Genomic DNA, 24,793 nt, shown 5'->3' on the forward strand with positions numbered 1-24,793 from the left:
GAGGGAAACAGTTGCGCTCAACGCTATCGGATCCCGAATCTGCTGTCAGCACCCCCGGAACTCAGCGGGTGCGACGCAGCGAGAAAGGCCCCTCATGTTGAAGTACGTCCTGGACATCGTGGATCTGCTGGACGATCCCGCGGCCGACGGAAAGCGCGTCGTCGAGTACCTCGACGCGGTAGCGGGTCCCGAGGGGTCGGGCGCCGGGATCACCACGGTGGCCGGTGAGCGCGGCTCCACCGACTTCGTACAGATCCGCATCCCGGGCAGCCACGGCCGGTCCTCGGGCGGTACGGCCCGCACCCTCGGTGTGGTCGGCCGGCTCGGGGGAGTGGGCGCCCGGCCGGAGGTGACGGGACTCGTCTCGGACGCCGACGGAGCCGCCGCCGCGCTGGCCACGGCCGCCAAGCTGCTCGATATGCGCCGCCGCGGCGATGTCCTGCCCGGTGACGTGATCGTCGCCACCCACATCTGCCCGGACGCGCCCACCGAACCGCACGACCCGGTGCCGTTCATGGGCTCGCCGGTGGACATCGCCACCATGAACCGCCACGAGGTCACGGACGAGATGGAGGCGGTGCTCTCCATCGACACCACCAAGGGCAACCGCATCATCAACCACAAGGGCCTCGCCCTGTCGCCCACCGTCAAGGAGGGCTGGGTGCTGCGGGTGAGCGAGCAGCTCGGTGAGCTGCTCGCCGTCGTGACGGGTGAGCCGTTGGTCACATACCCCGTGACGACACAGGACATCACTCCGTACGGTAATGGGGCACACCACATCAATTCGATTCTGCAGCCCGCCACGGCGACCGCCGCTCCGGTCGTCGGCCTCGCCATCACGTCGGCTGCCGCGGTGCCCGGTTGCCAGACGGGCGCGAGCCACGAGACGGACATCGCTTCCGCCGCCCGCTTCGCCGTCGAGACCGCCAAGGTCTACGCCGCCGGGCAACTCGACTTCCACGACACGGTGGAGTTCGACAACCTCGTCAACCGCTATGGGTCGCTGTCGCACCTGCAGACCCTCGGCCGCCAGCCCAGGGAGTCATGAATGGCAACTTCACCACCCGCTGACGAAGCCACCACGGGCATCGGCAGCGACGACTACGCACTGTCCCGCGTCCCGCGCGACAAGCGCTTCGGCTTCGGCAGCATGCTGCTCCAGTGGCTGGCCCAGTCGGGGTCCATCTCCCAGTTCACGCTCGGCGCCACCATCGGTGTCGGCATGACGTTCGGCCAGGCGTTCCTCGCCTTCACGCTCGGCGCGGTGACCCTGGAGATCGTGATCTTCGCCATCGGCCTGGCCGGAATGCGCGAAGGTCTCGCGACCCCGCTGCTCACCCGCTGGGTCGGCTTCGGCCGCAACGGTTCGGCGCTGGTCAGCTTCGTCATCGCGGTCAGCCTGGTGGGCTGGTTCGGCGTACAGAACACGATCTTCGGGGACAGCGTCTCCTCGCTGGTCGGCGGCCCCTCCTGGATGTGGTGCGTGCTGGCCGGGCTGGCCGTCACGCTGCTGGTCATCTTCGGCTTCAAGTACATGGCCGTCTTCGCCAAGATCGTCACGCCGCTGTTCTTCGCGCTGGTCGCCTGGTCGGTCATCTCGACCCTGACCAAGCACTCCTTCATGGACCTGGTCCACTCGCCGGCGCCGGCCCAGCACATATCGCTGGCGGTGGCCGCCACCGCCATCGCGGGCGGCTTCATGACGGGTGCGATCGTCGCGCCGGAGATGACCCGCTTCAACAAGAAGGGCTCGCACGTCTTTCTGCAGAGCGCTTCGTCGATGATCCTCTCCGAGTACATCGTCGGGATGACGGGCGTACTGCTCGGCCACCTCGTCAAGAGCAACCAGGTCTCGCAGATCGTGCTGAGCACCTCGGGCGCGGTCGGCGTGGTCGTGGTGCTGATGTCCACCGCCAAGGTCAACGACTGGAACCTGTACGGCTCCTCGCTCGGCGTCGTCAACTTCTTCCAGGTCGTCTTCGGCAAGCGTCTGCACCGCGGCGCGGTCACCATCGTGCTGGGGCTCGCGGGCACCCTGCTGTCGGCGGTCGGCATCATGACCCACTTCACGGACTTCCTGTCCCTGCTGGGCGTCGCCATCCCGCCGATCGGCGGGATCATCGTGGCCGAGTACTGGATCGTCCGGAGGATGCGCAAGCCACTGGACGAGACCCGCGAGGCGCAGACCCTGCCGGCCACCTCGCCCACCTGGGTCCCGATGTCCCTGGTCATCTGGATCGCGGCGTTCTGCGTCGGCAAGTTCTACGACGGCGGCATCCCCGCGCTGAACTCCCTGATCACCGCATTCGTGCTGTACGCGGCGCTCGGCCTGCTGGGCTGGATCAAGCCGTACGGCACATCGGCGGTGGAGGCCTCCCCGGACCTCCCCGTCGCCGACAACAACACCCCCGTGGGAGCGGCATGAACACCCCTGACCCCGACACGAACACGTCCGGACTGGTCCCCGCCTCCGAAGAGGCACAGCGCGAAGTGGTCGACCTCTGTGCCGAACTGATCCGCTTCGACACCTCCAACCCCATCAGCAATGAACGCGCCTGCGCCGACTGGGTCGTGGCCAGGCTGGCCGAGGCCGGTATCGAGTCCGAGCTGATCGAGAGCGCGCCAGGACGGGCCAGCGTCATCGCCCGTATCGAGGGCGCGGACCGTGAGCGCGGTGCGCTGATGGTCCACGGCCACCTCGACGTCGTACCGGCGGACGCCTCCGAGTGGCAGGTGCCGCCGTTCTCCGGAGAGATCCGCGACGGCTACCTCTGGGGCCGCGGCGCCATCGACATGAAGGACACGGTGGCCGTCATGCTGGCCACCGCCCGCCACTTCGCCCGGACCGGCACCCGGCCCTCCAGGGACCTGGTCCTGGCCTTCCTCGCGGACGAGGAGGCGGGCGGCAGGTTCGGCGGCCACTGGCTCGTCGAGAACCGGCCCGAGCTGTTCGACGGGGTCACCGAGGCGATCGGCGAAGGCGGCGGATTCTCCTTCGCCATCGACGACACCCGCAGGCTCTACCCGATCGAGAACGCCCAGCGCGGGATGGCCTGGATGGAGCTGACCGCCACCGGCCGGGCCGGTCACGGCTCGTCGCCCAACGACGAGAACGCCGTCACCGATCTCGCCGAGTCGCTCACCCGCATCGGGCGCCAGACCTTCCCCATCCGCCTCATCGAGCCGGTGCGGGCCCTGCTCGCCGAGGCCGCCCGGCTGTACGGGGTCGAGTTCGACGAGGACGACATCGAGGGCAGTCTCGCCCGGCTCGGCCCGGTCTCGGACTTCATGCAGGTGGTGCTCCGCAACTCCGCGAACCCCACCATGTTCCAGGCCGGCTACCAGACGAACGTCATCCCCGGCCGGGCCACGGCCCGGGTCGACGGCCGCTTCCTGCCCGGCCACGAGCAGGAGCTGATCGACACCATCGACTCCCTGCTGCTGCCCTCGGTCAGCCGGGAGTGGGTCAACCACGACCTCGCGATGGAGACCACGTTCGACGGCCCGCTGGTGGACGCGATGTGCGACGCGGTGCGCGCCGAGGACCCGGACGGCCACCCGGTGCCGTACTGCAATCCGGGCGGTACGGACGCCAAGGCCTTCACCCACCTGGGCATCCGGTGCTTCGGCTTCAAGGGGCTCAAGCTCCCGCACGACCTGAATTACGGGCGGCTCTTCCACGGAGTGGACGAGCGGGTGCCGCTCGAAGGACTGCGGTTCGGTGTACGGGTGATGACCCGGCTCTGGCAGAGCGCCTGACCGCCCTGCCACGGGACCCCCACCGGTCCGTATACGCGTACGCCCTCGACGTCACGGACGCCGGGGGCGTACTGCGTGCACCCGGGGCGAGGGGGCGAGGGGGCGCGGTGCGGGGGGAGTGGGCGAGACCCCGTAATCGCGCCATTCGTCCGCGCCGCCCGGGGCCGCGCGGCTCCCGGCTGTGCTCAGGGATTCTGCGCAGGAGCCTCTGCTCCGGGGTTGCGGTACGCCTCGACGACACGGCTGATCACCGCGGCCGCCGTGATCAGCTCGTGCGGGGCGAAACCCTCCAGGGCGTCGTCGAGCCAGCGCCGGCCGGCCTCCTCGGCGCGTTCCACGACCTCACGGCCCTCCTCGGTGACGGCGATACGGCGGGCCCGGTGGTCGCCCGGTTCCCGGACCGTGCGCACCAGGCCGCGCTCCTCCAGGCTGCGGATCTCCCGGGTGACATGGGGCGCCTGCACCAGCAGGGCCTGCGCGATCTCGCCCATCCGCAGCGGGGACGGCGCCGCTGTGAGGGTACGCAGCAGGGCGAGGGAGGCGCGGTCGACCGCGACTTCCGCCTGGACGCGGAGCCGCATGTGCGCACGGTTCCCGGCCATGGTGTAGGCGAGGTCGGCGAGTGATCTGTAGAGGTCTTGGGCGGCGGAGCCGCCGGGTTCGGGATGGGCCACGCCACGATGATCCCGTACGCCGCATGCTGCGGCTCCCCACTCGCACGGACTGACCGGGACCGACGGCGCGACCGGGCCGTCCCGGTGGCCGGTTCGGGAAGTGGCCAGAAAGATGCCCCATGCATGGACCGGGGGTTCCCCGGGAGGTGAACGGAGTACTACCGTCCGCGATGGGAAGTTACTTTTGTTAAGTAACGCGCCCATCCCCTAGTGCTGGAGGAACGACGTGCAGATCACCGTGGACACCGACAAGTGCTGTGCTGCGGGCCAGTGCGTACTCGCCGCCCCCGACGTGTTCGACCAGCGGGACGAGGACGGGATCGTCGTCGTACTGAACAGCAGCCCGCCCGCCGAACAGCACGCCGCAGTGCGGGAGGCCGCGCAGATCTGCCCGGCCGCCGCCATCACCCTGTCCTGACCGGACGGCCCGGCTCCCGGAACACCTCACACCCCACTGTGGAAGGACGACGATGACCGAGGTCCCCACCGCATCACCCGCGTACACCACCCGCCGCGCCGCCGGATGCCCCTTCGACCCGCCGCCGGAGATGGCCGGGCTGCTCAGCTCGGAGCCGATCTCCAAGGTCACACTCTGGAACGGCGCCACGGCCTGGTACGTCACCCGGCACGCCGACCAGGTGGCGCTGCTGCGCGACGAGCGCATCAGCGCCGACAACAGGCGGCCCGCCTACCCGAGCTTCAGCGCGGGCAGCGAGGCGACCCGCGCCCACAACCGCACGTTCATCACGATGGACGAACCGGAACACAACGAGCAGCGCAAGCGGTTCACCGGTGACTTCACCATCAAACGGACCCAGGCGCTGCGGGAGCGCATAGAACGCATCATCGGCGAACTGCTGGACGACATGGAGAAGACCGGGCCGCCCGCCGACCTGGTCACGTCCTTCGCGCTGCCGCTGCCCTCACTGGTCATCTGCGAGCTGCTCGGCGTCCCGTACGAGGACCACGGGTTCTTCCAGCGGGCGAGCGCCGTCATCGTCGACACCCGCAGCAGCGCGCAGGATGCCCTGGACGCTTCGCAGGAACTGGTCGACTACCTGGGCGACCTGGTGCAGAAGAAGGCGGAGCACCCCGGCGACGACCTGCTCAGCCGGCTCGCCGCGGACTATCTGGTCACCGGGATCAGCACCCGTGACGAATGCGCCAAACAGGCGCGGCTGCTGCTGGTGGCCGGGCACGAGACCACGGCCAACATGATCGCCCTCGGTACCTGCGCGCTGCTCCAGAACCCCGAACAGCTGGCCGCCGTGCGCGACGGCAGCCCCCAGCGGGTCGCGGGCGCGGTCGAGGAACTGCTGCGGTATCTGTCCATCACCCACCTGGGGCGGCGCCGCGTCGCCACCGAGGACATCGAGGTCGGCGGGCAGCTCATCAGGGCCGGTGAAGCGGTCATCTGCGCCACCGATGTCGCCAACCGCGACCCGGAGGTCTTCGAGGAGCCCGGCCGGCTCGACATCGACCGGCAGGCCCGCAGGCACCTCGCGTTCGGCTCGGGCCCCCACCAGTGCCTCGGCCAGAACCTCGCCCGCGTCGAGCTCCAGCTCGCCTACCCCGCTCTGCTGCGCCGTCTGCCCGGTCTGCGGCTCGACCGCCCGCTCGACGAGATCAACTTCCGTACCGACATGGCCGTCTACGGCGTCCACGAACTGCCCGTCGCCTGGTGACACCGCCGGTGCCGCGGACCGTCCCGACACCTGGGGCGGTCCGCGGCACCGGCGTGCCCCGGCGTTCGTCCGGCGCCGCTGCCGGGGGCCGGGTATCCGGCAGAACGGAGAATTCCCAGAACCCGCCGCATACCCTGTCTTTACGCGGAAGGAGGACAATTGACGAAGGGGGAGAACCTCTACAGGAGACAAAGATGACCCGAAGCCGCTACACCCTCGACCGCGGTCTCACCACGCGCATGGTGACCACCATGTTCCTGATCGGACTGCTGTACGTCGTCCTGGTCGGCGTGCTGCTCGTCCTGCTGCACGGTGCCTGGGTGGTCATTGTGGCGGTCGCGGGTGCGCTCTTCATCGCTCAGTTCTGGTTCAGCGACAAGATCGCCGCTGTCACCATGGGGGCGCACGAGGTCACCCCCGAAGAGGCCCCCGAACTGCACGGCGCCATCGACCGGATCTGCGCGCTGGCCGACATGGACAAACCACGGGTGGCCATCGCCCGGAGCGATATCCCGAACGCCTTCGCCACCGGCCGCAGCGAGCGCACCGCACTGGTCTGTGCCACGACCGGTCTGCTGCGCCGGCTGGAGCCCGAGGAGCTTGAGGGCGTTCTCGCGCACGAGATGTCCCACGTCGCCCACCGCGACGCCGCGGTGATGACGATCGCCTCGTTCCTCGGCGTGCTGGCCGGACTGATCACCCGGGTCGCCCTGTGGAGCGGCCTGGCCCGCAGTGCCAGGAACGCGGGACCGCTCGGCCTCGCGATCGTGCTCGTCCCGCTGGTCAGCGCCGTGGTGTACGTGATCAGCTTCATGCTGACCCGGCTGCTCTCCCGCTACCGGGAGCTCTCCGCCGACCGGGCCGCCGCCCTGCTCACCGGCCGCCCGTCGGCCCTCGCATCGGCGCTCACCAAGGTGAACGGCCAGATGGCGCGGATCCCGACCGAGGACCTGCGGAAGGCGGAGCCGTACAACGCCTTCTACTTCATGCCCGCGTTCTCCTCGCAGGAGAGCCTGAGCCGGCTGTTCTCCTCCCACCCGACGCTCGAACAGCGGCTGGACCAGCTCGCCCGTATCTCCACCGAACTCGCCCGCCCGTGACACCGCGGCCCGCGGCTCGTCGTACGGGGCCCGGCGCATCCGTCCGTGACCGAAGAACGGCGGGCGTCCGGCGTCCGGCCGTGCTGACCCCGTAGGAGTACGTCTCGTGGGATTTCTCGACAGCATCCTCGGCCGGAGCAAACCGGTCCGCCCCGATCTGGACCAGCTGTTCGCCCTGCCGTCCGCCGCACTCACCCTTGAGGCGGGTGCCGGATTCACCCCCACCGGGATGGGGTCCGTCTGCTTCGCAGGTGTCGAGGGCGGCGGCTTCGCCCGCATCAAGCAGGACGTCGAGGAACTGCTCGACGCGGACACCGGGCGCGGCGGCTCCCCGGTCCGGTTCAGCCAGGACTCGTACGGCTACACCTGGCTACTGGCCCAGCAGCCGCCCGACGACATGGCAGGGCTCGTCAACGACCTGCACGCGGTCAACTCGCTGCTGGAGGACGGTGGTTTCGGCCAGCAGCTGCTCTGCTCGCTGCTCGCGTTCAAGGACGGCGAGCAGCGTCCGCTCGCGCTGGTCTACCTGTACAAGCGGGGCACGTTCTTTCCTTTCGCGCCGATGCCGGACGGTACGGAGAAGCGGAACAGTGCACTGGAGCTCCAGGTCAAGGCGGTCCTGGGGGACGACCTGCGCATCGAGCCCGACCTCGCCCGGTGGTTCCCGGTCTGGGGTGCGCCCGGAATGGCATGAGCCAGTTGTAGGACGACCGGCTGACTCCATTCCGGAGGTGAGCCGGTCGTCCTACAACTGGCTCACCCTGTCGGCTCATGGCTGGGGGAGACCGGAGACCCCGTAGTCCCAACCCAGGGGGCCTGGCGTGGCCTGATTCCTGCATCTGCCCTGAGCGGGGGACCGCAGGCCCGCCATAATCGACCCATGGGAAAGAGCTACGAGCGGATAGACGGCAGGCTGCGTGACTTCATCGAGGCGCAGCACATCTTCTTCACCGCGACGGCGCCGCTGGACGGCGATGGCACCGTCAATCTTTCACCCAAGGGCCTGACAGGATCGTTCGCGGTGCTCGACGAAGTCACCGTGGCCTATCTCGATTTCGCCGGCAGCAATGCCGAGACGATTGCCCATCTGCGCGAGAACGGCCGCATCACCTTGATGTGGTGCGCCTTCGATGGCCCGCCCAACATCGTGCGTGTGCACGGCCGCGGAGAGCCTGTCTTCCGCGACGATCCACGGTGGCGCGAGCTGCTGGGGTACTTCCCGGACATCGACCCGACCCGGCACGGCCTGCGCGCGATCATCGTCGTGACCGCGGAGAAGATCCGCGACACCTGCGGGTACGCCGTCCCGTTCCTGACCTATGACGAGGACCGGCCGCTGCACGCGTCGCGCTTCGCACGTGAAACCGATGAGTCGCTCGACGCGTACTTCCATAAGAAGGAGCACATCGCGACCAGTATCGACGGCCTGCCGGGGTTGCCGTTGCCGCTGCCGGCGCTGTCGCGTGCCGACTAACACGGCGCGTACCGAATAGCATCCAGCCGCTGGAGCGGATGCCGCCGGTCCGGACCGCGCCTGTCAGCGGCGCCACCAGTGGCCCTTCGGCCTGCGGTGGTCAGGCGGACCGGCCGGCCGGTCCGCCGCCGGGGGCGGGGGAGCGGGAGCACCCGGGATGTCCGACGGAAGATCCGGCTCGCCCACGCCGCCCGCGTCGGTGCCTGTGCCTGTGCCCGCGCCTGCACTCGCAGCCGTCCCGGTGCTCGTACCTCTGCCGGTCTCGGTCTCGGTCCTGGTCGGTGGGCGGAGGCCCTCCGTCGAGTAGCTCGTGGTCGCAATGGCCTCGACGAGCTGCTCCTCGGTGAAGTCCTCCGAGCCTCCGATGTGGGGGACGAACCCCACCAGCATCCCGTCGCTGAGCACCTGCGCGTCGAGCCCCGCCGCCCCGTCCGTGTCCCAGAGCGCCTCGATGTTCCAGTCGATGACGACGCGGACCCCGAACTGGTAGACACCCACCTCGGCGACATGCGCCATCACCCCGCGGGCGCGCAGCGCGGTCACCAGCCGTTCGGCGCGTTCGGAGTTCATTGGTGGCACGACCTCCCTGGGCTGTAGTCCCGGGAACCGGGAGCAGCCTCAACAGGCAGACAAATCGGATAAATCATTACCTCGATTCCACTGTATTCCCCGCACGACGGCAACGGCAGCGCCGCGGACCTGGGCCTGGACCTGGACACAGGCCCGGACACGGATGTGGACCCGGACTCGGACGGATACGGGCTGGGACACGGACTCAGATGTGGAAGGGCACCGTCGTCACCACGATCTTCGGCAGGGGCCGCAGCGCACGCCGCAGTCGCCCGCCGAGCGGGCTGTGGAGCAGGCGGTGCCGCCAGTGGCGTACGACGATCTCCGGCAGGATCACCGTGATGGTCAGGTCCGGGCGCTGATGGTGCAGCGACTCGATGTAGCCGATGAGCGGAGCGACGGTCGCGCGGTACGGCGAGATGACGATCCGCAGCGGAAGGTGGTCGCCCCACAGGAGCCAGGCCTCGCGGAACCGTTCGGCGTCCTCGTCACCGGCGCTGACGTGCAGCGCGAGAACCGGCTGCTGCAGGGAGGCGGCATAGGCGAGCGCGCGCATGCTCGCCTGGTGCAGGGAGTCGAGCAGGACGACGGAGAGATGGCTGATCGACTCCGGTGAGTCCTCGGACTCCCGGTCCTCCTGCGCGGCCCCGGACGCCGGCTCCGTCGCACCCGGTGGGCTGAGGGGCCGTACGGCGGGCAGCGAACTCCCGGAGCGCGGCGTGATCGTCCGGCTGGGGACCTCGATCGTCTGCGGGTGCAGCCGCAGCGCCTCGCCCACCCTGTCGTAGTGGCGGCGGATCCGCGTGGTCACCAGCAGGAACAGCGCCACGGTGACCAGCGCCAGCCAGGCGCCCTCGGTGAACTTGGTGATTCCGGCCGTGATGAAGACGACGGCGGACAGCAGCGCGCCGGTGGCGTTGAAGCACAGGCTCTTGCGCCAGTGCCGGCTGCGGGCGCGCCACCAGTGCACCACCATGCCGCTCTGGGAGAGCGTGAAGGCGAGGAAGACCCCGACGGCGTACAGCGGAATCAGCGAATCGGTCTTGCCGTCGAAGGCCACATAGACCACCGCGGCGGCCACGGAGAGCAGGATGACTCCGTTGCTGAAGGCCAGCCGGTCGCCGAGCCGCAGGAAGACCCGGGGCGCGTGATGGTCGCGCGCGAGGAGGAAAAGCACCCGGGGGAAGTCGTTGTACGCGGTGTTCGCGGCGAGAAGGAGCACCAGCGCGGTCGCCACCTGGGTGAAGACGTACATACCGCCGGACCCGAAACTGCGGTGGGCCAGCTGAGAGAGCACGGTCTCCCCGGACTCCGGAACGACGCCCTCCAGATGGACCATGGCGACCGTCCCCGCGAAGAGGGCGACCAGCAGGCCGATCATCCAGGAGAGCGTGGTGCGTGCGTTGCGCCAGGGGACCGGCTGGAAGGCCGGTACGGCGTTGGAGATCGCCTCGATACCGGTCATGGCCGTCGAACCCGATGCGAAGGCCCGCATCACGAGCAGCAGGCCGACCCCCTCGACCGCGTGCTGCGGGGGGGTCGGCACCGGGGCGAAACCCCGGCCTGCCGCGTGGTACAGACCGAATGCGACCAGCGCGGCGATGGCGATGATGAAGGCGTACGTCGGCGCGGCGAAGAGCGCACCCGCCTGCCGGACACCGCGCAGGTTCCCGGCGAGCAGCAGGGCGACCACCAGGACACCGATCGGTACGGCATCGCCCGCGAGCCCCGGCAGCGCCGAGGTCACAGCGGCCACACCGGACGAGATGGAGACGGCGACGGTCAGGATGTAGTCGGTCATCAGACCGGCCGCCGCCACCAGTCCGGGCAGCCGGCCGAGATTGTCCGTGGCGACGATGTACGAACCGCCGCCCTGCGGATACGCGCGGATCGTCTGGCGGTACGAGACCCCGACGGCCAGCATCAGGAAGACGATCGCCAGCGCCACCGGAACCGAGTACCGGAGCCCCGGCGCGCCGGCCAGCACCAGCACCGCCAGCATCGCCTCCGGGCCGTACGCCACCGATGACAGCGCGTCCGCCGACAGCACCGGCAGCGCCACCAGCTTGCGCATCCGCTCGCGCGCGACCGCCGAACTCCGCAGCGGCGCACCCAGCACCGCGCGCCGGATCCGGGCGCGTGTCCTGCCCGTATCGCCGGCCCCCTCCCAGCCGACCTCGACCTCGCGGGCGCCCGAACCGGCCGGTCGGCCGACAAGGGGAGCCACCGGCACGAAGCGGCCGAAGCGGGCCGGCACGATCTGCGCGGGCTCCGGGAAACTGCCCACATCGGGATCGACGGGCAGAGCATGGCGCCAGGCCGCGGGCTCCGCGGACACCCGCCCCCACTCGTGCCCGACCAGCCGCAGCAGGGTCGACTGTTCCTCGCTGAGCTCGGGGACGGACACCGGCGAACTCGACGGGCTGTCCTGCTCCTGGTGGTCCGGCCGGGGCTCCCGGCGCCGCGCTCCGCTCACAGTGGCCCGCCCCCACCGCCCGCCGGGCAGGAACGCATCCGCCCAGCCCGGTCCGTGCCGCACCCGCCGATGCGCCCGGGGGCGGCGTACGCGGGCGGCCCGGGGGAGCGGACCGGCTGCGGGGCTGCGGCGGAGGGGGCCGAGGGCAGCGCGGCGGTGGTGATGGTCATCGGTTTGTCGCTCACCGCGATCAGATAGAACCGGGCGCCGTTGCGGGGCAGCCTGCGGAAACCGCCCGGCGGGCTGACGACATACGAGGCGGAGGCGTGCGGGGCGATGGTGGCCGGGCCCGAGCGGATGGTCCACCAGCCGGACGCCCCCTGACCGGTACGGCTGGCGAAGTGCGGCGAGATCGCTCGCCCCGTCGTGTTCACCGCGTGCACGAGCACCGATGTGATGCCCCGGTGCGGCCGGTCGGTGAGCCGTGGTGTCACGCTCATACGCAGCGGCGGAGAGCTCGCCGCTGCCACCGTCAGGCAGAGCATGGACGGTACGACCAGCACGGTGACCACCACGGCCTTGGCCCGGAGCGAGCACACGCGTGGGATTCGCGGCTGCCAGGCGGTCGCGAGCGCGGAGGCCGGGACGGTGGCGGCGGCCGCCAGCCACAGCGGGGTCATCAGCAGGAAGTAGCCGTCCTGGGAACGCGTGGCGAGGTAGAAGGACAGCCAGGGCAGCACGGTGAGGGCGGGACCCAGCCGCCGTACGAAGAGCAGGGTGGCGCCGAGCAGCCCCAGGAGCAGCAGCAGACTCGCGTAGGAGTAGAAGTCCAGGCGGCTGCTGCCGTTGGTGAAGTAGTAGGAGATGCCCATGGCGCCCTGGCCGTGCAGGATCGCGCCCTGCGTGATGGGCAGCAGCGATCCCTCCAGCCAGCCGTGGAAGTTGTCAACGGCGAAGTAGGCGTTCAGCACGGCCCAGGTGAGGACGGCCGTACCGGCGTAACGGGCGACCACACGGAGTGCGGCCCGCCCGCCCAGTTCGCCGCGGCGCACGGCGTGGATGCCGATCAGCAGGAACGGCAGGATGAACCACGCCAGTTGCTGTCCGGCGCAGGCCGCACCGAGGCAGATCGCCCGGAACACTCCGTACCGTCCCAGGTGTCCGCCCGCGCCGGTGTCGGGCCAGCGGACGACGACCGGGACGAGGAAGGCCAGCGCCACGACGGCCGGATAGCCCGAGCTCGCATAGCCGGGCAGCAGGCCGAAGCCCAGGCAGACAGCGGTGACCGCCGGACGCCACGGCGCGGGGAGCAGGGCCCAGAGGGTGACTGTGCCGACGAGCAGCGCCGCCGTGGTCACCAGGGTCGCCGCGGCCGTGGAGTGCACCACGGAGTGGACGGGAGCGGCGATCAGCGCGGTCAGCGGCGGATAGGCGTAGGTGTAGTCGGCGCCGCCCGACATGGTTTTGGTGACCCCGACCTTCGGCGTGCCGAAGAGCCACGGCCATGGCTGGCCGTAGACCGGCCGGCCGTGCAGGATCGCGTTCGCGGCCTGAGCGGTCAGCACACCCTCGTCCGAACCGGCGTGATTCAGCCAGTAGTGGCAGAGCACCAGGGCGATCGCCAGACCCAGTACCGCCAGGTCCACCTTCGCCAGGGCACGGCGCCCGCGTACGGCGAGGGCGAGGACGCCGCACGTCAGGATCCCCGCGTAACAGACCGTCACGATCGCCGCGACGACGGGGTGTGAGGTGGTGGCCTGGGTCCAGAGGGTGCGGGTGCCGATGAACAGGCTGGTGATCGCGACGACGGTCAGCCCGCGGTGCCACTGCGGGGGCGCCGCGTCCGGCAGCCGTTGCGCCCGCGGCACCCGGACAGGACGGCCCACCGGCCGGCGCGTTCCGGTGGCCGGGCCGGGGGTGGGCAGGCCGTCGTCCATGGCAGTTTCCTTCATGGTGAACCCGGACCGGAAAGCAGCGGCAGTTGTCGCGCGGACGTGGGTACCTCGTCGGCGTCCGCCGTGTGGCCTTGTCGTTCGAAGGCTAGAACGGGAGCCGGCGCCACGAGCTGTGACGTCTGGTGGCCGGCACTGATTCCGGGGCGCAAAGTCCAGGTGGGAGGGGGGGAAAGCCGTCCAGCACCGCATTGCGCCGAACGGCTGTCCTCGGGTGCCAGGACCCGAACTGCCCAGTTGTTATGACTGCTTGATAAGCCTATTGTTATTACTTCGGCCGGCATGACGTGGGCCGGCATGACGTGGACCGGCAGGAGCCGGAACGACAACGGGGGTGATGGCGTGACCGGGACCATGGGTGACAGCGCGGAACCGGCGGACGCCGCCGCGGCGGCGGCGTCCATACGGCTGGCGGTGGCCCGGATCGCCCGCCGGCTCCGGCAGGCCCACCGGGTCGGCGACGTGACACTCTCCGAGGCGTCCGTGCTCTCCCGGCTGAGCCGGGACGGCGCGGATTCCCCCGGATCGCTCGCCGAGCTGGAGCGGGTGCGCCCACAGGCGATGGCATCGACGCTGGGGGCACTGGAGGAGCGCGGACTGGTGAGCCGCGAGCCGGACAGCCGTGACGGACGGCGCGCGGTGATAGCGGTGACCGACGCCGGCCGCAAGGTGCTGATCGATCGCAGGTCGGAGTCCGTCCAGCGGCTCACCGATGTCCTCGACGGGGAGTTCACGCCCGCCGAGCGGCAGCGGCTGCTCGCGGTCGTGCCGCTGCTCGACCGGCTCGCGGAGCGGCTGTAATGCCCGCGAGCCGGAGCGGCAGCCCGAGCCGCAGCCGGAGCGCCGAGGCGGCAGGGGAGCGCTACAAATGGATCGCGCTCTCCAACACCACGCTCGGCGTACTGATCGCGACCATGGACGCCTCGATCGTGATCATCTCGCTGCCCGCCATCTTCCGGGGTATCGGGCTCGACCCGCTCGCCCCGGGGAACATCGGCTATCTGCTCTGGATGATCCTCGGCTATCTGCTGGTCTCCGCGGTGCTGGTGGTCGCGCTCGGCAGGCTCGGCGACATGTTCGGCCGGGTCCGGATGTACAACATGGGCTTCGCGATCTTCGCGTGCGCCTCGCTCGCCCTCTCGCTCGATCCGCTGAAGGGCGGGCCGGGCGCCCTGTGGCTGATCGGATTCCGTGTCGTGCAGGCGGTCGGCGGCTCGATGCTGACCGCGAACTCGGCAGCCATCCTCACCGACGCGTTCCCCGCCCGGCAGCGCGGCATGGCCCTGGGTGTCAACCAGATCACCGCCCTGGCCGGGCAGTTCCTCGGCCTGCTGGCGGGCGGCCTGCTGGCCACCATCGACTGGCGCGCGGTGTTCTGGGTCAGTGTGCCCATCGGGGTGTTCGGCACGATCTGGTCGTACCGCAGCCTGCGTGAGACCGGGGCCCGCACGGCGGGCCGCATCGACTGGGCGGGCAACCTCACCTTCACGGGCGGCGCCGGCCTGCTGCTCGCCGCCATCACCTACGGAATCCAGCCCTACGGCGGCCATCCGACCGGCTGGACCAACCCCATGGTGCTGGGCGGGCTCGGCGCCGGAGTGCTGCTGCTCGTGGCCTTCTGCCTCATCGAGACCCGGGTCGCCGAACCGATGTTCCGGCTCGGCCTGTTCCGGGTGCGTGCCTTCGCCGCCGGGAACCTCGCCGCCCTGCTCACCGCCATCGCCCGTGGCGGGCTCCAGTTCATGCTGATCATCTGGCTGCAGGGCATCTGGCTTCCGCTGCACGGATACGAATTCGAAAGCACCCCGCTCTGGGCAGGCATCTTCATGCTGCCGCTGACCGTCGGATTCCTCATCGCGGGGCCGCTCTCCGGCTTCCTCTCCGACCGCTACGGCGCCCGGCTGTTCTCGACCACCGGACTCCTTCTCGTGGCCGGCGGATTCGTCGGCCTGCTGTTCCTGCCGGTGAACTTCTCGTACCCCGGATTCGCCGCTCTGCTGCTGCTCAGCGGCCTCGGCCAGGGGATGTTCTCCGCCCCGAACACCTCGGCGATCATGGGCAGTGTGCCGCCGGAGCAGCGCGGAGTCGCGTCGGGGATGCGCTCCACGTTCCAGAACTCGGGCACCGCCCTGTCGATCGGCCTCTCGTTCTCCCTGATGATCTCCGGCCTCGCGGGGACACTGCCGCACGCGCTGAGCAGCGGTCTGCAGGGGCAGGGCGTCCCCGCGGGGACGGCACAGCAGGTGGCCGGACTGCCACCGGTGAGCACGCTGTTCGCCACCTTCCTCGGCAAGAACCCGATCAGCCACCTCCTTGAACCCAGCGGGGTGCTGGACAAGCTGCCCACGCACAACGTCATGACGCTGACCGGCAAGGAGTTCTTCCCCGAACTCGTCTCCGGCCCGTTCCACCACGGGCTCGTCACCGTCTTCGGCGTCGCCACCGTGATGGCGCTGGTGGCCGCGCTCGCCTCGCTGCTGCGCGGCCGTCACTACAAGGCCGGACCGGGTGGCCGGCCCGCAGGCGCCGGGAGCCCGGCCGGCTCCGGCGCGGCCGACCACACCGTGCGCACCTCCGGCGGAGCCCCTGACGCCCCGAAGCATGAATCCCCCGGGTCCCCGGAACCCGGCAACACCGCGAAAGGTAAAGAGACATGACGAACAGCGCACTCCTGGTGATGGATGTCCAGCAGGGCATCGTCGAGCGGCTCGGCCAGGACCCCGGGTATCTGCCACGGCTGGGCCGGGCGATCGATGCCGCGCGTGCGGCAGACATGCCGGTGATCTACGTGGTCATCGGATTCCGTACCGGACATCCCGAAATCAGCCCGCGCAACAAGACGTTCAGCGCGCTCGCGGGCGCGGGCGGTCCCGCCTTCGCCGAGGGTGATCCCGCCGCCCGGATCCACCCCGGTGCGGCGCCCCGGGACGGCGACGTCGTGGTCACCAAGAAGCGGGTCAGCGCTTTCGCCGGGAGCGACCTCGACATGGTGCTCAGGGCCCGCGGGACGGACAACCTCGTCCTCACCGGGATCGCCACCAGCGGCGTCGTGCTCTCGACCCTGAGGCAGGCCGCGGACCTGGACTTCGGTCTGACCGTGCTGGAGGACTGCTGCCTCGACGGAGATCCGGAGGTGCACCGGGTACTGACCGAAAAGGTGTTCCCCCGTCAGGCGGACGTGGTCGGCACGGACAAGTGGGTCGCGGACCTCGGTCAGTGAGCCGCCCCCGGCGCGACAGCGGCTGAAGAGGTGGTTCGGCGGCCGGATCGCGCCTCCTCAGCCGCTGTCGCGCCGGGTGTCCGACGACGGCCATCCGCGCCGCTGCTCCGCGGGCGCGAGCTGGTCGACCACGTCGGCCAGTTCCTCGCAGGCCCGCTCGATCCGGCGGCGGACGTTGTTGTGCTCGGTGACGATCGCGGCGAGCAGCAGGCCGGTCAGCGCCACTGACCCGTTGAGCGCGGTGAGGTCGATCATCGCTTCGAACAGCGTGAGGCCGGTGAAGGACCCCGCGCGCCCGGTGGCCGCGACGACCGCCAGCACGGCCACCAGGAGCGCACAGGGCGCGCTGCCCGCCAGCTCGAAACGGAGTGCCGCCCAGATCAGCAGCGGGAAGACCAGGAAGAGCAGGGCGTAGTGGCTCCCGGTCGCCACCGGGACCACCACGGCGGCGGTCACCACCAGCGCACCGCCCTCCACCCATCGGTCCGTACGCCGGGGCATCCGGGCCCGCCGCAGGAGCAGCAGCATCGGGGTCACCATCAGCACACCCATCGCGTCCCCGGCCCACCACGCGAACCAGACCGGCCAGAAACCGCTCTTGGGGAGTTTGTCGTCAAGGAGCAGCATGGTGCTGCCCATGGTCGCGCTGATGAGCATGGAGCCGAGCGCCCCGAGGAAGATCAGGGCGATGCCGTCCCGCAGCCGGGACAGGTCCATCCGGAAGTCCGCCCGGCGGAGCATCAGCAGGGCGCACACGGGGGCGAGCGTGTTGCCCGCGATGATGCCGATGTCGGCGAGGTCGATCGAGGGGCCGGTGGACGCGACGGCGAGCAGGGCACCGACCGCGATGCCGGGCCAGACCCGCAGGCCCCAGTAGAGCAGGCAGCCCAGCGCGACGCCCGTCGGTGGCCACAGCGGTGTGACCACCGCGCCGTGGACGGTCACCTGCCGCAGCAGTCCGATCCGGCCGGACACGTAGTACGCGATGGCGACACCGAGAATCCGCAGGGCGGTTACCGTCGCGCCTCTGGCTGTCTCACTGCGGATCACGGCGCCTATCAGACACCGTGTCCCGAGCCCCGGCCGGGCAAGACACGCCTGGCCCGGCTGTCACGCGGTCCTGCCGGGTCCGCTGTCGTGGCACAGCACGAGCACGGCGGCGTCGTCCTGGTGTCCCGTGAGCGCGGCGGCCTTGATGATCTCGTCAGCCAGTACGTCGGCGTCGGCACCCGCATGGGCGCCCGCCCGGTGCATGACGGCCTCAAGGCCCTTCTCGATAGGGAAGGACGGTCCCTCGATCACCCCGTCGGTGATCAGTACGAACGCACCCACCTCGGTCAGCCGCCGCCGGGTGACCGGATAGTGCTCCTTCTCCTGGACGCCCAGCGGCAGGCCCCCTTCGTCATCGATGATGCCCGTGCGCCCGTCCGCCGAGGCCCAGACCGCCGGGACATGTCCGGCGCGGGCACTGTCGATCTCCCAGGTGACGGGGTCGAAGCGCAGGAAGGTGCAGGTCGCGAAGAGCGTGGAGTTCACCGAGAGCAGCAGGTCGTTGGTCCGGCCGATGATCTCGCCGGGGTCTGCCGCGGTCCTGGCGATGGCCCGCATTCCGATCCGGATCTGGCCCATGAAGGCGGCTGCCTCGACGTCGTGTCCCTGTACGTCGCCGATGGCGAACCCGAGCGAACCGTCCGGGAGCGGAAACCCGTCGTACCAGTCGCCCCCGATGTCCAGCCCGCTGCGGGCAGGGGTGTAGCGGGCCGTGGTACGGAGGCCGGGCAGGCCGGGGAGGCTGGCCGGGAGCATCTCGCGCTGCAGTGCCTCGGCCAGTTCGACGCGCGCCTGATGGAGCTCCACTTCCCGCCGGGCCCGGGCAGTGAGCTGGTGGAGCGTGGTGAGGAGCTCGTCGGCGCTTGCGGAACGAGGAGGACGACGCCGGTTCATGAGCGGCTCCGCGGTGCGTTTGTTCCCGGACCGCGACCGGGGCCCGTGGTCGCGGATCAGGCCGTGTACCGGCCCGTCGGGCCTCTCCTCTCCGACGGTCACGGTTCGTGGGTCCGGAGACCGTTATCTGCATTTTATTTCCGAAGCCGGGATCCCGCAGCCTCCGGCGGCGGAGCGTAGCTGCCGATCAGGTCCATGCCAATGATGAGGGCTTACCCGGGCACGTCGTGGAGCGCGACGCGACGGTGCGTGAATTTCTTCTGTACTGATCTTCATTCGCACTTTCGAGTGCCCGGAGGCGGGGGCGAGTGGGACATTGATCGTCATATCGAACGCAATGAAACGGCCGGATGTGTGCCAGGAGGGGCTCAACGGATGAGCCGACGGGGTCACCGCGCGTTCGGCCGTGTAGCGTCTCACCCAGCTGTCGTGGTTCCGAAGTACCTCTCGCCCGTGCGTACATGCACGGGCGGGTCTGCTGTTCGGCGTCTCCGAGGACCAGGGCGATCACCTCACGGCTCCCGCGAAGTGCGGGAGCCGACTTCGAGTCCCCTTGGAGGGCAATCATGGCCAGTGGCACCGTTAAGTGGTTCAACGCGGAAAAGGGTTTCGGCTTCATTGAGCAGGATGGTGGGGGCCCGGACGTCTTCGCCCACTACTCCAACATCAACGCTCAGGGCTTCCGCGAGCTGCAGGAGGGCCAGAAGGTGAACTTCGACATCACGCAGGGCCAGAAGGGCCCGCAGGCGGAGAACATCGTCCCCGCCTGATCCGGCGGTGTGCCCGCCTCCGGCCTGTGCCGGAGGCGGGCACTGTCGTTTCCGGATCTTCACGGTGTGTTCGCCCCTGACGGGGCCGTCACACCGGGGCGTGCGCCGGTGCGCACTGGGCCGTACGGGCGTGTTCCGAAGGCGTGCTCCCCTGTTTGTGTGGATGATCTCCTGGGCAGCGAATGAACCCCGGCTGTCCCGGAGCCGCCGCACGCAGGAGGAATCTGATGAGCAGCGCCGGAGGCCCCGCCATCGGCACCATCACCACCGAGGTGCCCGCGCGGCTCGACCGGCTGCCCTGGTCCCGCTGGCACTGGATGATCGTGATCGGGCTCGGAACGGTCTGGATCCTCGACGGTCTCGAAGTCACCGTCGTGGGCAACATCGCCAGCCGGCTCTCGGAGAGCGGCAGCGGACTGTCCATCAGCGACTCCCAGGTCACCGGGCTCGGAGCCGCACTCTATGTGGCGGGTGCCTGCTCGGGTGCGCTGGTCTTCGGCTGGCTCACCGACCGCTTCGGCCGCAAGAAGCTCTTCCTCATCACCCTCGCCGTCTATCTGGCGGCGACCGCGATGACCGCGCTCTCCTTCTCGGCCTGGTGGTTCTTCCTCTTCCGGTTCCTCACCGGCTTCGGCATCGGCGGCGAGTACGCCGCCATCAACTCGGCCATCGACGAACTGATTCCCAGCAAGTACCGCGGCCGGGTCGACCTGATCATCAACGGCAGCTACTGGCTCGGCGCGATGGCCGGCGCCCTGCTCTCGGTGCTGGCCCTCGACACCGGCATCTTCCCCGAGAACATCGGCTGGCGCCTCACGTTCGCGCTCGGCGTCGTACTCGGTCTGGTGATCCTCCTGGTGCGCAGGCACGTACCGGAGAGTCCGCGCTGGATGTTCATCCACGGACAGTCCGACGGCGCGAACGCGATCGTCGACGGCGTCGAGAAGGAGATCGAGAAGGAGACGGGCGCGCCACTGCCGGAAGCGGGCCGGGCCATCACCATCGAGCAGCGCAGAAGCATCAGTTTCGTCGAGATCGGCCGGACGCTCTTCCGCGCCTACCCCAAGCGCGCGACGCTCGGTTTCTCGCTCTTCATCGGCCAGGCGTTCCTGTACAACGCCATCACCTTCGGGTTCAGCTCCATCCTGGTGAAGTTCTTCGGCGTCTCCAGCGGTACGACGGGGTACTTCTTCGCGGTCATCGCGTTCGGGAACTTCCTCGGCCCGCTGCTGCTCGGCAGGCTCTTCGACACCGTCGGGCGCAAGAAGATGATCTCGGGTACGTACATCCTCTCGGGGCTGCTGCTGTTCGTGACCGCCTGGCTCTTCGACCAGGGGTGGCTCAACGCGGCGACGATGACGGTGTGCTGGTGCGTGGTGCTGTTCTTCGCGTCGGCCGGGGCCAGTTCGGCCTACCTGACAGTGAGCGAGATCTTCCCGATGGAGACCCGGGCTCTGGCGATCGCCCTGTTCTACGCGCTCGGCACGGCGGCAGGCGGTATTTCCGGGCCGCTCGTCTTCTCCGGTCTCACATCGAGCGGTGTGGTCTCGGACGCCGTCATCGCGTTCTGTATCGGTGCCGCGCTGATGGTCGCCGCCGGGGTGGTGGCCCTGTTCTTCGCGGTGGACGCGGAGGGCAGGTCACTGGAGGACATCGCGCGCCCGCTCTCCCAACGGGGCCCGGCCACAAGCGGACCGGCCGCGCCGTCGGGCACCCCCGCCGTATGAACGCGAGGAAGGCACCGGACATGAGCGGCGACGAACCTCTGGAAAGGTACCGCGGCAAGCGGGACTTCGGGACGACGTCGGAGCCTCGCGGCGGGACGCCGGGGCAGGGTGACGCACCCTGCTTCGTGGTGCAGATCCACGACGCGCGCCGGATGCACTTCGACTTCAGGCTCGAAGTGGACGGCGTACTCAAGTCCTGGGCCGTGCCGAAGGGGCCGTCCGCCGAGCCGAAGGACAAGCGGCTCGCCGTACCCACCGAGGACCACCCGCTGGAGTACCGGGAGTTCGAGGGGGTCATCCCGAAGGGCGAGTACGGCGGCGGCACCGTCATCGTCTGGGACGAGGGCACCTACCGGCCGCTCAGCCACGACCGCCGGGGCCACACCGTTCCGTTCGCGGAGTCCATCGAGCGCGGGCACGCGACCTTCTGGCTGGACGGGACCAAGCTGCACGGCGAGTACGCGCTGACGCGTTTCCACGGAGGCGGTGACAGCACCGACCCCGAGGCCTGGCTGCTCATCAAGGCGAGGGAGAAGACCGGCACGGCGCGGGACAGGACCGGCGGGCGGCCCCGGACGGCGGCCCCGGAGAGCCACGGCCCGACGGATCCCCGCCGGGCGCGCTCGGTCCGTACCGGAAGAACGCTCCAGCAGGTCGCCGAGAGCGCGGAGGACGACGACAGCGGGAAGTCCTGAGCGCAAGCCCCGTACGGGGTGCGCTGAAGGCCTTGGACCAGGCCGGGGCCACGGGCCCGCTGCCGTCGTCGGCGTACCGCGCGGTCAGTGCGGAAGGCTGCCGGGAGCAGTGGCCCAGGTGGTGTCGGGGCGGTCCGACAGCCGGTAGGCCAGGCTCCCGCCCGAGGTGACGAGATGCGCGTCCGTCCAGGAACGGTCACTGCCACGGCCGTTGACCGAGAGCCCGCTGACATACGGATGAGACGCGTCCGCCGCCGGCGCGTCGAGGGTGATGTCGCCCCGGCCCGCACGGCTGACGACCGCCTTCGGGAACAGCGGTGCGCCCACCAGCATCACGGCGCTGCCCGGCGTCTGCGGATACAGACCCAGCGCGGAGAACACGTACCAGGCGGACATGGTGCCCAGGTCGTCGTTGCCCGGAAGTCCGGCCGGACCCGTGCCGTACACGGTGTCGAGGATCTGCCGGACGGTGGCCTGCGTCTTCCAGGGCTGTCCGAGCGCGTTGTAGAGCCACGGGGCGTGGATGCCGGGCTCGTTGGTCGGGTCGTAGCGCAGCGCGTCGCCGCCCTTGACCGACCATGCGCCGTCCGCCGTGTGGAAGAAGCCGTCGAGCCGCTCGGCCGCGGCCGGCCGGCCGCCCATCGCGGCGGCCAGTCCCTGGACGTCCTGCGGCACCATCCAGCTGTAGGTCGCACTGGTGCCCTGGGCGAACCCGAGGTCGCTGCCCGCGCTGAACGGCGTCACCCATGAACCGTCCGCGTTGCGTGCCTGGATGTAGCCGGCGTCCGCGGTGGCCTGCGGGTTGAAGACGTTGCGCCACCACGCACCGCGTGCGGTGAACCGGGCGGCCTCGTCCGTCCGGCCGAGCAGCTTCGCCCACTTCGCCAGTGCCGAGTCCGCGACCGCGTCCTCCAGCGTCTCGGCGGCGCCGCCCCAGCAGTGGCAGACGTCCTGGGGCGCATAGTGCGAGACCAGATACTGGGCGAGGTTGGGGCGCTGGCCCGTGCACTGTCCGGGGCACCCGGCGTCCGACAGGTCGTCCGGCCGGGGAACGGTGGCCTGGCGCACCAGGGAGTCGAAGGCGCCCCGGTAGTCGAAGTTCCGTACGCCCATGGGGTAGAAGGTCGCCAGGGTCGCCGCGGTCGGGTCGCCGGTCATCACATGGGTGGCCCCGCTGATGTGCACCCAGCGGTCCCACACACCGTCGTTCTGCCGGGAGAAGTTGTACAGCGACTGCGCGAAGTCACCGGCCACCTCGGGTTTGAGGACGGCGAGCAACTGTATCTGCGCGCGGTACTGGTCCCAGCCGGAGAAGTTGCTGTACTGCGCCCGCTGGCCCCGTTCGATCCGGTGCGGGGCGCCGTCCATGCCGGGGTAGCGGCCGTCGGTGTCGCTGATCAGGTTCGGCTGCATCAGCGAGTGGTAGAGCGCCGTGTAGAACGTGGTGCGCTGCGCGGTGCTGCCGCCGCCGGTCCGTACCGCACGCAGCTCGCGGTCCCAGGCGCGGCTGGTGCTCCGCGCCACGTCCGCGACGCTCGCACGGGGCGCGATCTCCTCACGCAGGTTGGTCTCGGCGCCCCCGAGGCTGACGTACGAGATCCCGAGACGCATCCTGACATCGTTGTCGGACGAGGTGTCGAAGCCGACCCAGCCGCCCGAACCGCGGCCCGCGCGGTCCGCTCCCGTCGCGTAGCCCTCGCCGCCCGAACCGGAGACGGACCCCGGCGAGAGCGTCCCGTCCCGCCAGGTCCCGTGCGTGGAGAAGGCCCGGTCGAAGGAGGCGCTGAAGTACAGCTTGTAATAGCTCTTGCGGTTGTTGGTGCCGCCGTTGGCGCGGCGGCCGCAGAAGGCGCCGGTGAGCACCCAGCCGGTCACCTTGCGGTGGGCGGTGTCGATGTCGACGTGGGCGTCCTCGCTGCCGTTGAGCGAGTTGGAGACGCGGAAGAGCAGACTGGCGGGTTTCCCTGCCGGGAAGGCGAAGTCGGCCACGCCGGCCCGCGGGCTGACGGCGAGGTCCGCCGACGCGCCGGAGTCGAGCCCCACCCGGTAGCGGCCGGGAGTGGCGCTCTCGTTCTCGTGCTTGAAGCCGGAGGCGTAGACCGCGTCCTTCGTGTCGGCCGAGGGGGAGGACGTGACGTCACCGACGAACGGCATGATCGGTACGTCGCCCGCGGCGCCCGGAGCGCAGCCGGCGCCGTTGACATGGGTGAGGCTCAGCCCCCGCATCCGCGTCGTGTTGTAGTCGTAGCCGTTGGCGGCCGCGGTGTCGGTCTGGTCGCCCTTGGTGCTGGTCGGGGACCAGCCGATCATTCCGTACGGGGCGGTGGCTCCGGGATAGGTGTTGCCGCCGTTGGCCGAGCCGATCAGCGGGTCGACGTAGGCGGTCGGCCGCTGCACCATCGGCGCGGCCCCGGCCGGCGGCGCGAGCAGGGCCGCTGCCAGGGCGGTTGCGACTCCCACGGCTGCGGCCGACGCGCGGGTCCGGCGGGAGGGGGGCGGTCTGAAAAGCATCGAACGGGCCTTCCTTCGGCGGGTGGGTGGACGGTGCCCGTGCGCCGGCCGGTCCTCCTGCCGCCACGCGGGGGCGTCGCGATCATAAGTCGCCCGAGCGGTACGGGACATGACACGGACGGCCCGTTCGGTGAACGGCGGGTGAAGGGGCCCGGACGGGTTGTGCGCCGCGGTGCGTGTCGAACACTCTGCCGGGACCGGAGACCCGCGAAGGTGGAGGGCAGGCAGGCAGACAGGCAAGACCGTTCCGGCACGGCCGGCCGGCGCGGTCCCACTCGTACGGCCGAGGAGCAGCG

At 70.1% G+C, this 24,793-nt stretch carries 21 protein-coding genes; 14 read left to right on the plus strand and 7 right to left on the minus strand.

The window, feature by feature from the left end:
* The first annotated feature begins 94 nt into the window (after nt 1-94).
* The 3 genes from OG385_RS31455 to OG385_RS31465 are packed head-to-tail and all read left to right on the plus strand — an operon-like array spanning nt 95 to nt 3,759.
* A complete protein-coding gene (locus OG385_RS31455; RefSeq protein ID WP_266859919.1) occupies nt 95-1,048 on the plus strand; it encodes a DUF1177 domain-containing protein in 954 nt (317 codons plus the stop codon).
* Nucleotides 1,049-2,425, plus strand: coding sequence for a cytosine permease (locus tag OG385_RS31460; RefSeq protein ID WP_266859921.1), 1,377 nt, complete (start codon nt 1,049-1,051; stop codon nt 2,423-2,425).
* Nucleotides 2,422-3,759 carry a M20/M25/M40 family metallo-hydrolase gene (locus OG385_RS31465; RefSeq protein WP_266859923.1) on the plus strand — a complete coding sequence of 446 codons (1,338 nt, stop codon included), beginning with the start codon at nt 2,422-2,424 and terminating at the stop codon, nt 3,757-3,759. The genes OG385_RS31460 and OG385_RS31465 overlap by 4 nt, the downstream gene beginning before the upstream one ends.
* Before the next feature lie 185 nt (nt 3,760-3,944).
* Here the strand turns inward: OG385_RS31465 and OG385_RS31470 are convergent, their stop codons facing one another.
* Nucleotides 3,945-4,433, minus strand: a complete 489-nt coding sequence (locus OG385_RS31470; RefSeq protein ID WP_266859925.1) for a MarR family winged helix-turn-helix transcriptional regulator — start codon at nt 4,431-4,433, stop codon at nt 3,945-3,947.
* A gap of 226 nt (nt 4,434-4,659) precedes the next feature.
* Between OG385_RS31470 and OG385_RS31475 the strand changes: the two genes are divergently transcribed.
* The 5 genes from OG385_RS31475 (at nt 4,660) to OG385_RS31495 (ending at nt 8,692) form a co-directional block, all read left to right on the plus strand.
* Entirely contained in the window at nt 4,660-4,851 is a 192-nt protein-coding gene (locus tag OG385_RS31475) for a ferredoxin (protein ID WP_266859927.1), read from the plus strand.
* 52 nt (nt 4,852-4,903) lie between these two features.
* A complete protein-coding gene (locus tag OG385_RS31480; protein WP_266859928.1) occupies nt 4,904-6,118 on the plus strand; it encodes a cytochrome P450 in 1,215 nt (404 codons plus the stop codon).
* A 194-nt stretch (nt 6,119-6,312) separates the two neighbouring features.
* Nucleotides 6,313-7,218 (plus strand): zinc metalloprotease HtpX, encoded by a 906-nt coding sequence (gene htpX / locus OG385_RS31485; RefSeq protein ID WP_266859929.1) that lies wholly within the window; start codon nt 6,313-6,315, stop codon nt 7,216-7,218.
* 106 nt (nt 7,219-7,324) lie between these two features.
* Nucleotides 7,325-7,912 carry a hypothetical protein gene (locus OG385_RS31490; RefSeq protein WP_266859931.1) on the plus strand — a complete coding sequence of 196 codons (588 nt, stop codon included), beginning with the start codon at nt 7,325-7,327 and terminating at the stop codon, nt 7,910-7,912.
* A gap of 186 nt (nt 7,913-8,098) precedes the next feature.
* Nucleotides 8,099-8,692, plus strand: a complete 594-nt coding sequence (locus tag OG385_RS31495) for a pyridoxamine 5'-phosphate oxidase family protein (RefSeq protein ID WP_266859933.1) — start codon at nt 8,099-8,101, stop codon at nt 8,690-8,692.
* 63 nt (nt 8,693-8,755) lie between these two features.
* On the opposite strand, the gene OG385_RS31500 is transcribed toward OG385_RS31495, so the two are convergent.
* The 3 genes from OG385_RS31500 to OG385_RS31510 form a co-directional block, all read right to left on the minus strand.
* The gene (locus OG385_RS31500; RefSeq protein WP_266859934.1) at nt 8,756-9,262 is read right to left on the minus strand and encodes a hypothetical protein; all 507 of its coding nucleotides are present in this window, start codon (nt 9,260-9,262) and stop codon (nt 8,756-8,758) included.
* Nucleotides 9,263-9,467: 205 nt separating this feature from the next.
* A complete protein-coding gene (locus OG385_RS31505; protein WP_266861287.1) occupies nt 9,468-11,336 on the minus strand; it encodes an APC family permease in 1,869 nt (622 codons plus the stop codon).
* Between the two features lie 398 nt (nt 11,337-11,734).
* Entirely contained in the window at nt 11,735-13,615 is a 1,881-nt protein-coding gene (locus tag OG385_RS31510) for a hypothetical protein (protein WP_266859935.1), read from the minus strand.
* A 357-nt stretch (nt 13,616-13,972) separates the two neighbouring features.
* Here OG385_RS31510 and OG385_RS31515 point away from each other — a divergent pair, with 357 nt between their 5' ends.
* From OG385_RS31515 to OG385_RS31525, 3 genes are read left to right on the plus strand one after another with little or no spacing between them, the layout of a single operon-like run.
* Complete coding sequence (locus OG385_RS31515) at nt 13,973-14,431, plus strand: MarR family winged helix-turn-helix transcriptional regulator (RefSeq protein ID WP_266859937.1); 459 nt, start codon at nt 13,973-13,975, stop codon at nt 14,429-14,431.
* Entirely contained in the window at nt 14,431-16,287 is a 1,857-nt protein-coding gene (locus OG385_RS31520) for an MFS transporter (RefSeq protein WP_266859939.1), read from the plus strand. The genes OG385_RS31515 and OG385_RS31520 overlap by 1 nt, the downstream gene beginning before the upstream one ends.
* Entirely contained in the window at nt 16,284-16,850 is a 567-nt protein-coding gene (locus OG385_RS31525; RefSeq protein WP_266859941.1) for a cysteine hydrolase family protein, read from the plus strand. Before OG385_RS31520 ends, OG385_RS31525 begins: the two co-directional genes overlap by 4 nt.
* A gap of 57 nt (nt 16,851-16,907) precedes the next feature.
* Here OG385_RS31525 and OG385_RS31530 read toward each other — a convergent pair whose 3' ends face one another.
* Complete coding sequence (locus OG385_RS31530; RefSeq protein WP_266859943.1) at nt 16,908-17,900, minus strand: MASE1 domain-containing protein; 993 nt, start codon at nt 17,898-17,900, stop codon at nt 16,908-16,910.
* A 60-nt stretch (nt 17,901-17,960) separates the two neighbouring features.
* Complete coding sequence (locus tag OG385_RS31535) at nt 17,961-18,794, minus strand: PP2C family protein-serine/threonine phosphatase (RefSeq protein ID WP_266859945.1); 834 nt, start codon at nt 18,792-18,794, stop codon at nt 17,961-17,963.
* Nucleotides 18,795-19,360: 566 nt separating this feature from the next.
* Between OG385_RS31535 and OG385_RS31540 the strand changes: the two genes are divergently transcribed.
* The 3 genes from OG385_RS31540 (at nt 19,361) to OG385_RS31550 (ending at nt 21,986) form a co-directional block, all read left to right on the plus strand.
* A complete protein-coding gene (locus tag OG385_RS31540) occupies nt 19,361-19,564 on the plus strand; it encodes a cold-shock protein (protein ID WP_164262258.1) in 204 nt (67 codons plus the stop codon).
* Between the two features lie 227 nt (nt 19,565-19,791).
* A complete protein-coding gene (locus OG385_RS31545; protein WP_266859948.1) occupies nt 19,792-21,291 on the plus strand; it encodes an MFS transporter in 1,500 nt (499 codons plus the stop codon).
* A gap of 20 nt (nt 21,292-21,311) precedes the next feature.
* Nucleotides 21,312-21,986, plus strand: coding sequence for a DNA polymerase ligase N-terminal domain-containing protein (locus OG385_RS31550; protein ID WP_266861289.1), 675 nt, complete (start codon nt 21,312-21,314; stop codon nt 21,984-21,986).
* An 84-nt stretch (nt 21,987-22,070) separates the two neighbouring features.
* On the opposite strand, the gene OG385_RS31555 is transcribed toward OG385_RS31550, so the two are convergent.
* The gene (locus tag OG385_RS31555) at nt 22,071-24,497 is read right to left on the minus strand and encodes a GH92 family glycosyl hydrolase (protein WP_266859950.1); all 2,427 of its coding nucleotides are present in this window, start codon (nt 24,495-24,497) and stop codon (nt 22,071-22,073) included.
* Between the last annotated feature and the right edge of the window lie 296 nt (nt 24,498-24,793).

It is taken from the genome of Streptomyces sp. NBC_01306 (assembly GCF_026340465.1).
Taxonomy (GTDB): domain Bacteria; phylum Actinomycetota; class Actinomycetes; order Streptomycetales; family Streptomycetaceae; genus Streptomyces.

What these genes read in the sequence shown, in the direction of transcription:
- OG385_RS31455 (WP_266859919.1), top strand. Translation starts at nt 95, where the DNA reads ATGTTGAAGTACGTCCTGGACATCGTGGATCTGCTGGACGATCCCGCG.
- OG385_RS31460 (WP_266859921.1), top strand. Translation starts at nt 1,049, where the DNA reads ATGGCAACTTCACCACCCGCTGACGAAGCCACCACGGGCATCGGCAGC.
- OG385_RS31465 (WP_266859923.1), top strand. Translation starts at nt 2,422, where the DNA reads ATGAACACCCCTGACCCCGACACGAACACGTCCGGACTGGTCCCCGCC.
- OG385_RS31480 (WP_266859928.1), top strand. Translation starts at nt 4,904, where the DNA reads ATGACCGAGGTCCCCACCGCATCACCCGCGTACACCACCCGCCGCGCC.
- htpX (WP_266859929.1), top strand. Translation starts at nt 6,313, where the DNA reads ATGACCCGAAGCCGCTACACCCTCGACCGCGGTCTCACCACGCGCATG.
- OG385_RS31495 (WP_266859933.1), top strand. Translation starts at nt 8,099, where the DNA reads ATGGGAAAGAGCTACGAGCGGATAGACGGCAGGCTGCGTGACTTCATC.
- OG385_RS31500 (WP_266859934.1), bottom strand. Translation starts at nt 9,262, where the DNA reads ATGAACTCCGAACGCGCCGAACGGCTGGTGACCGCGCTGCGCGCCCGC.
- OG385_RS31505 (WP_266861287.1), bottom strand. Translation starts at nt 11,336, where the DNA reads ATGCGCAAGCTGGTGGCGCTGCCGGTGCTGTCGGCGGACGCGCTGTCA.
- OG385_RS31510 (WP_266859935.1), bottom strand. Translation starts at nt 13,615, where the DNA reads ATGGACGACGGCCTGCCCACCCCCGGCCCGGCCACCGGAACGCGCCGG.
- OG385_RS31520 (WP_266859939.1), top strand. Translation starts at nt 14,431, where the DNA reads ATGCCCGCGAGCCGGAGCGGCAGCCCGAGCCGCAGCCGGAGCGCCGAG.
- OG385_RS31525 (WP_266859941.1), top strand. Translation starts at nt 16,284, where the DNA reads ATGACGAACAGCGCACTCCTGGTGATGGATGTCCAGCAGGGCATCGTC.
- OG385_RS31535 (WP_266859945.1), bottom strand. Translation starts at nt 18,794, where the DNA reads ATGAACCGGCGTCGTCCTCCTCGTTCCGCAAGCGCCGACGAGCTCCTC.
- OG385_RS31540 (WP_164262258.1), top strand. Translation starts at nt 19,361, where the DNA reads ATGGCCAGTGGCACCGTTAAGTGGTTCAACGCGGAAAAGGGTTTCGGC.
- OG385_RS31545 (WP_266859948.1), top strand. Translation starts at nt 19,792, where the DNA reads ATGAGCAGCGCCGGAGGCCCCGCCATCGGCACCATCACCACCGAGGTG.
- OG385_RS31550 (WP_266861289.1), top strand. Translation starts at nt 21,312, where the DNA reads ATGAGCGGCGACGAACCTCTGGAAAGGTACCGCGGCAAGCGGGACTTC.
- OG385_RS31555 (WP_266859950.1), bottom strand. Translation starts at nt 24,497, where the DNA reads ATGCTTTTCAGACCGCCCCCCTCCCGCCGGACCCGCGCGTCGGCCGCA.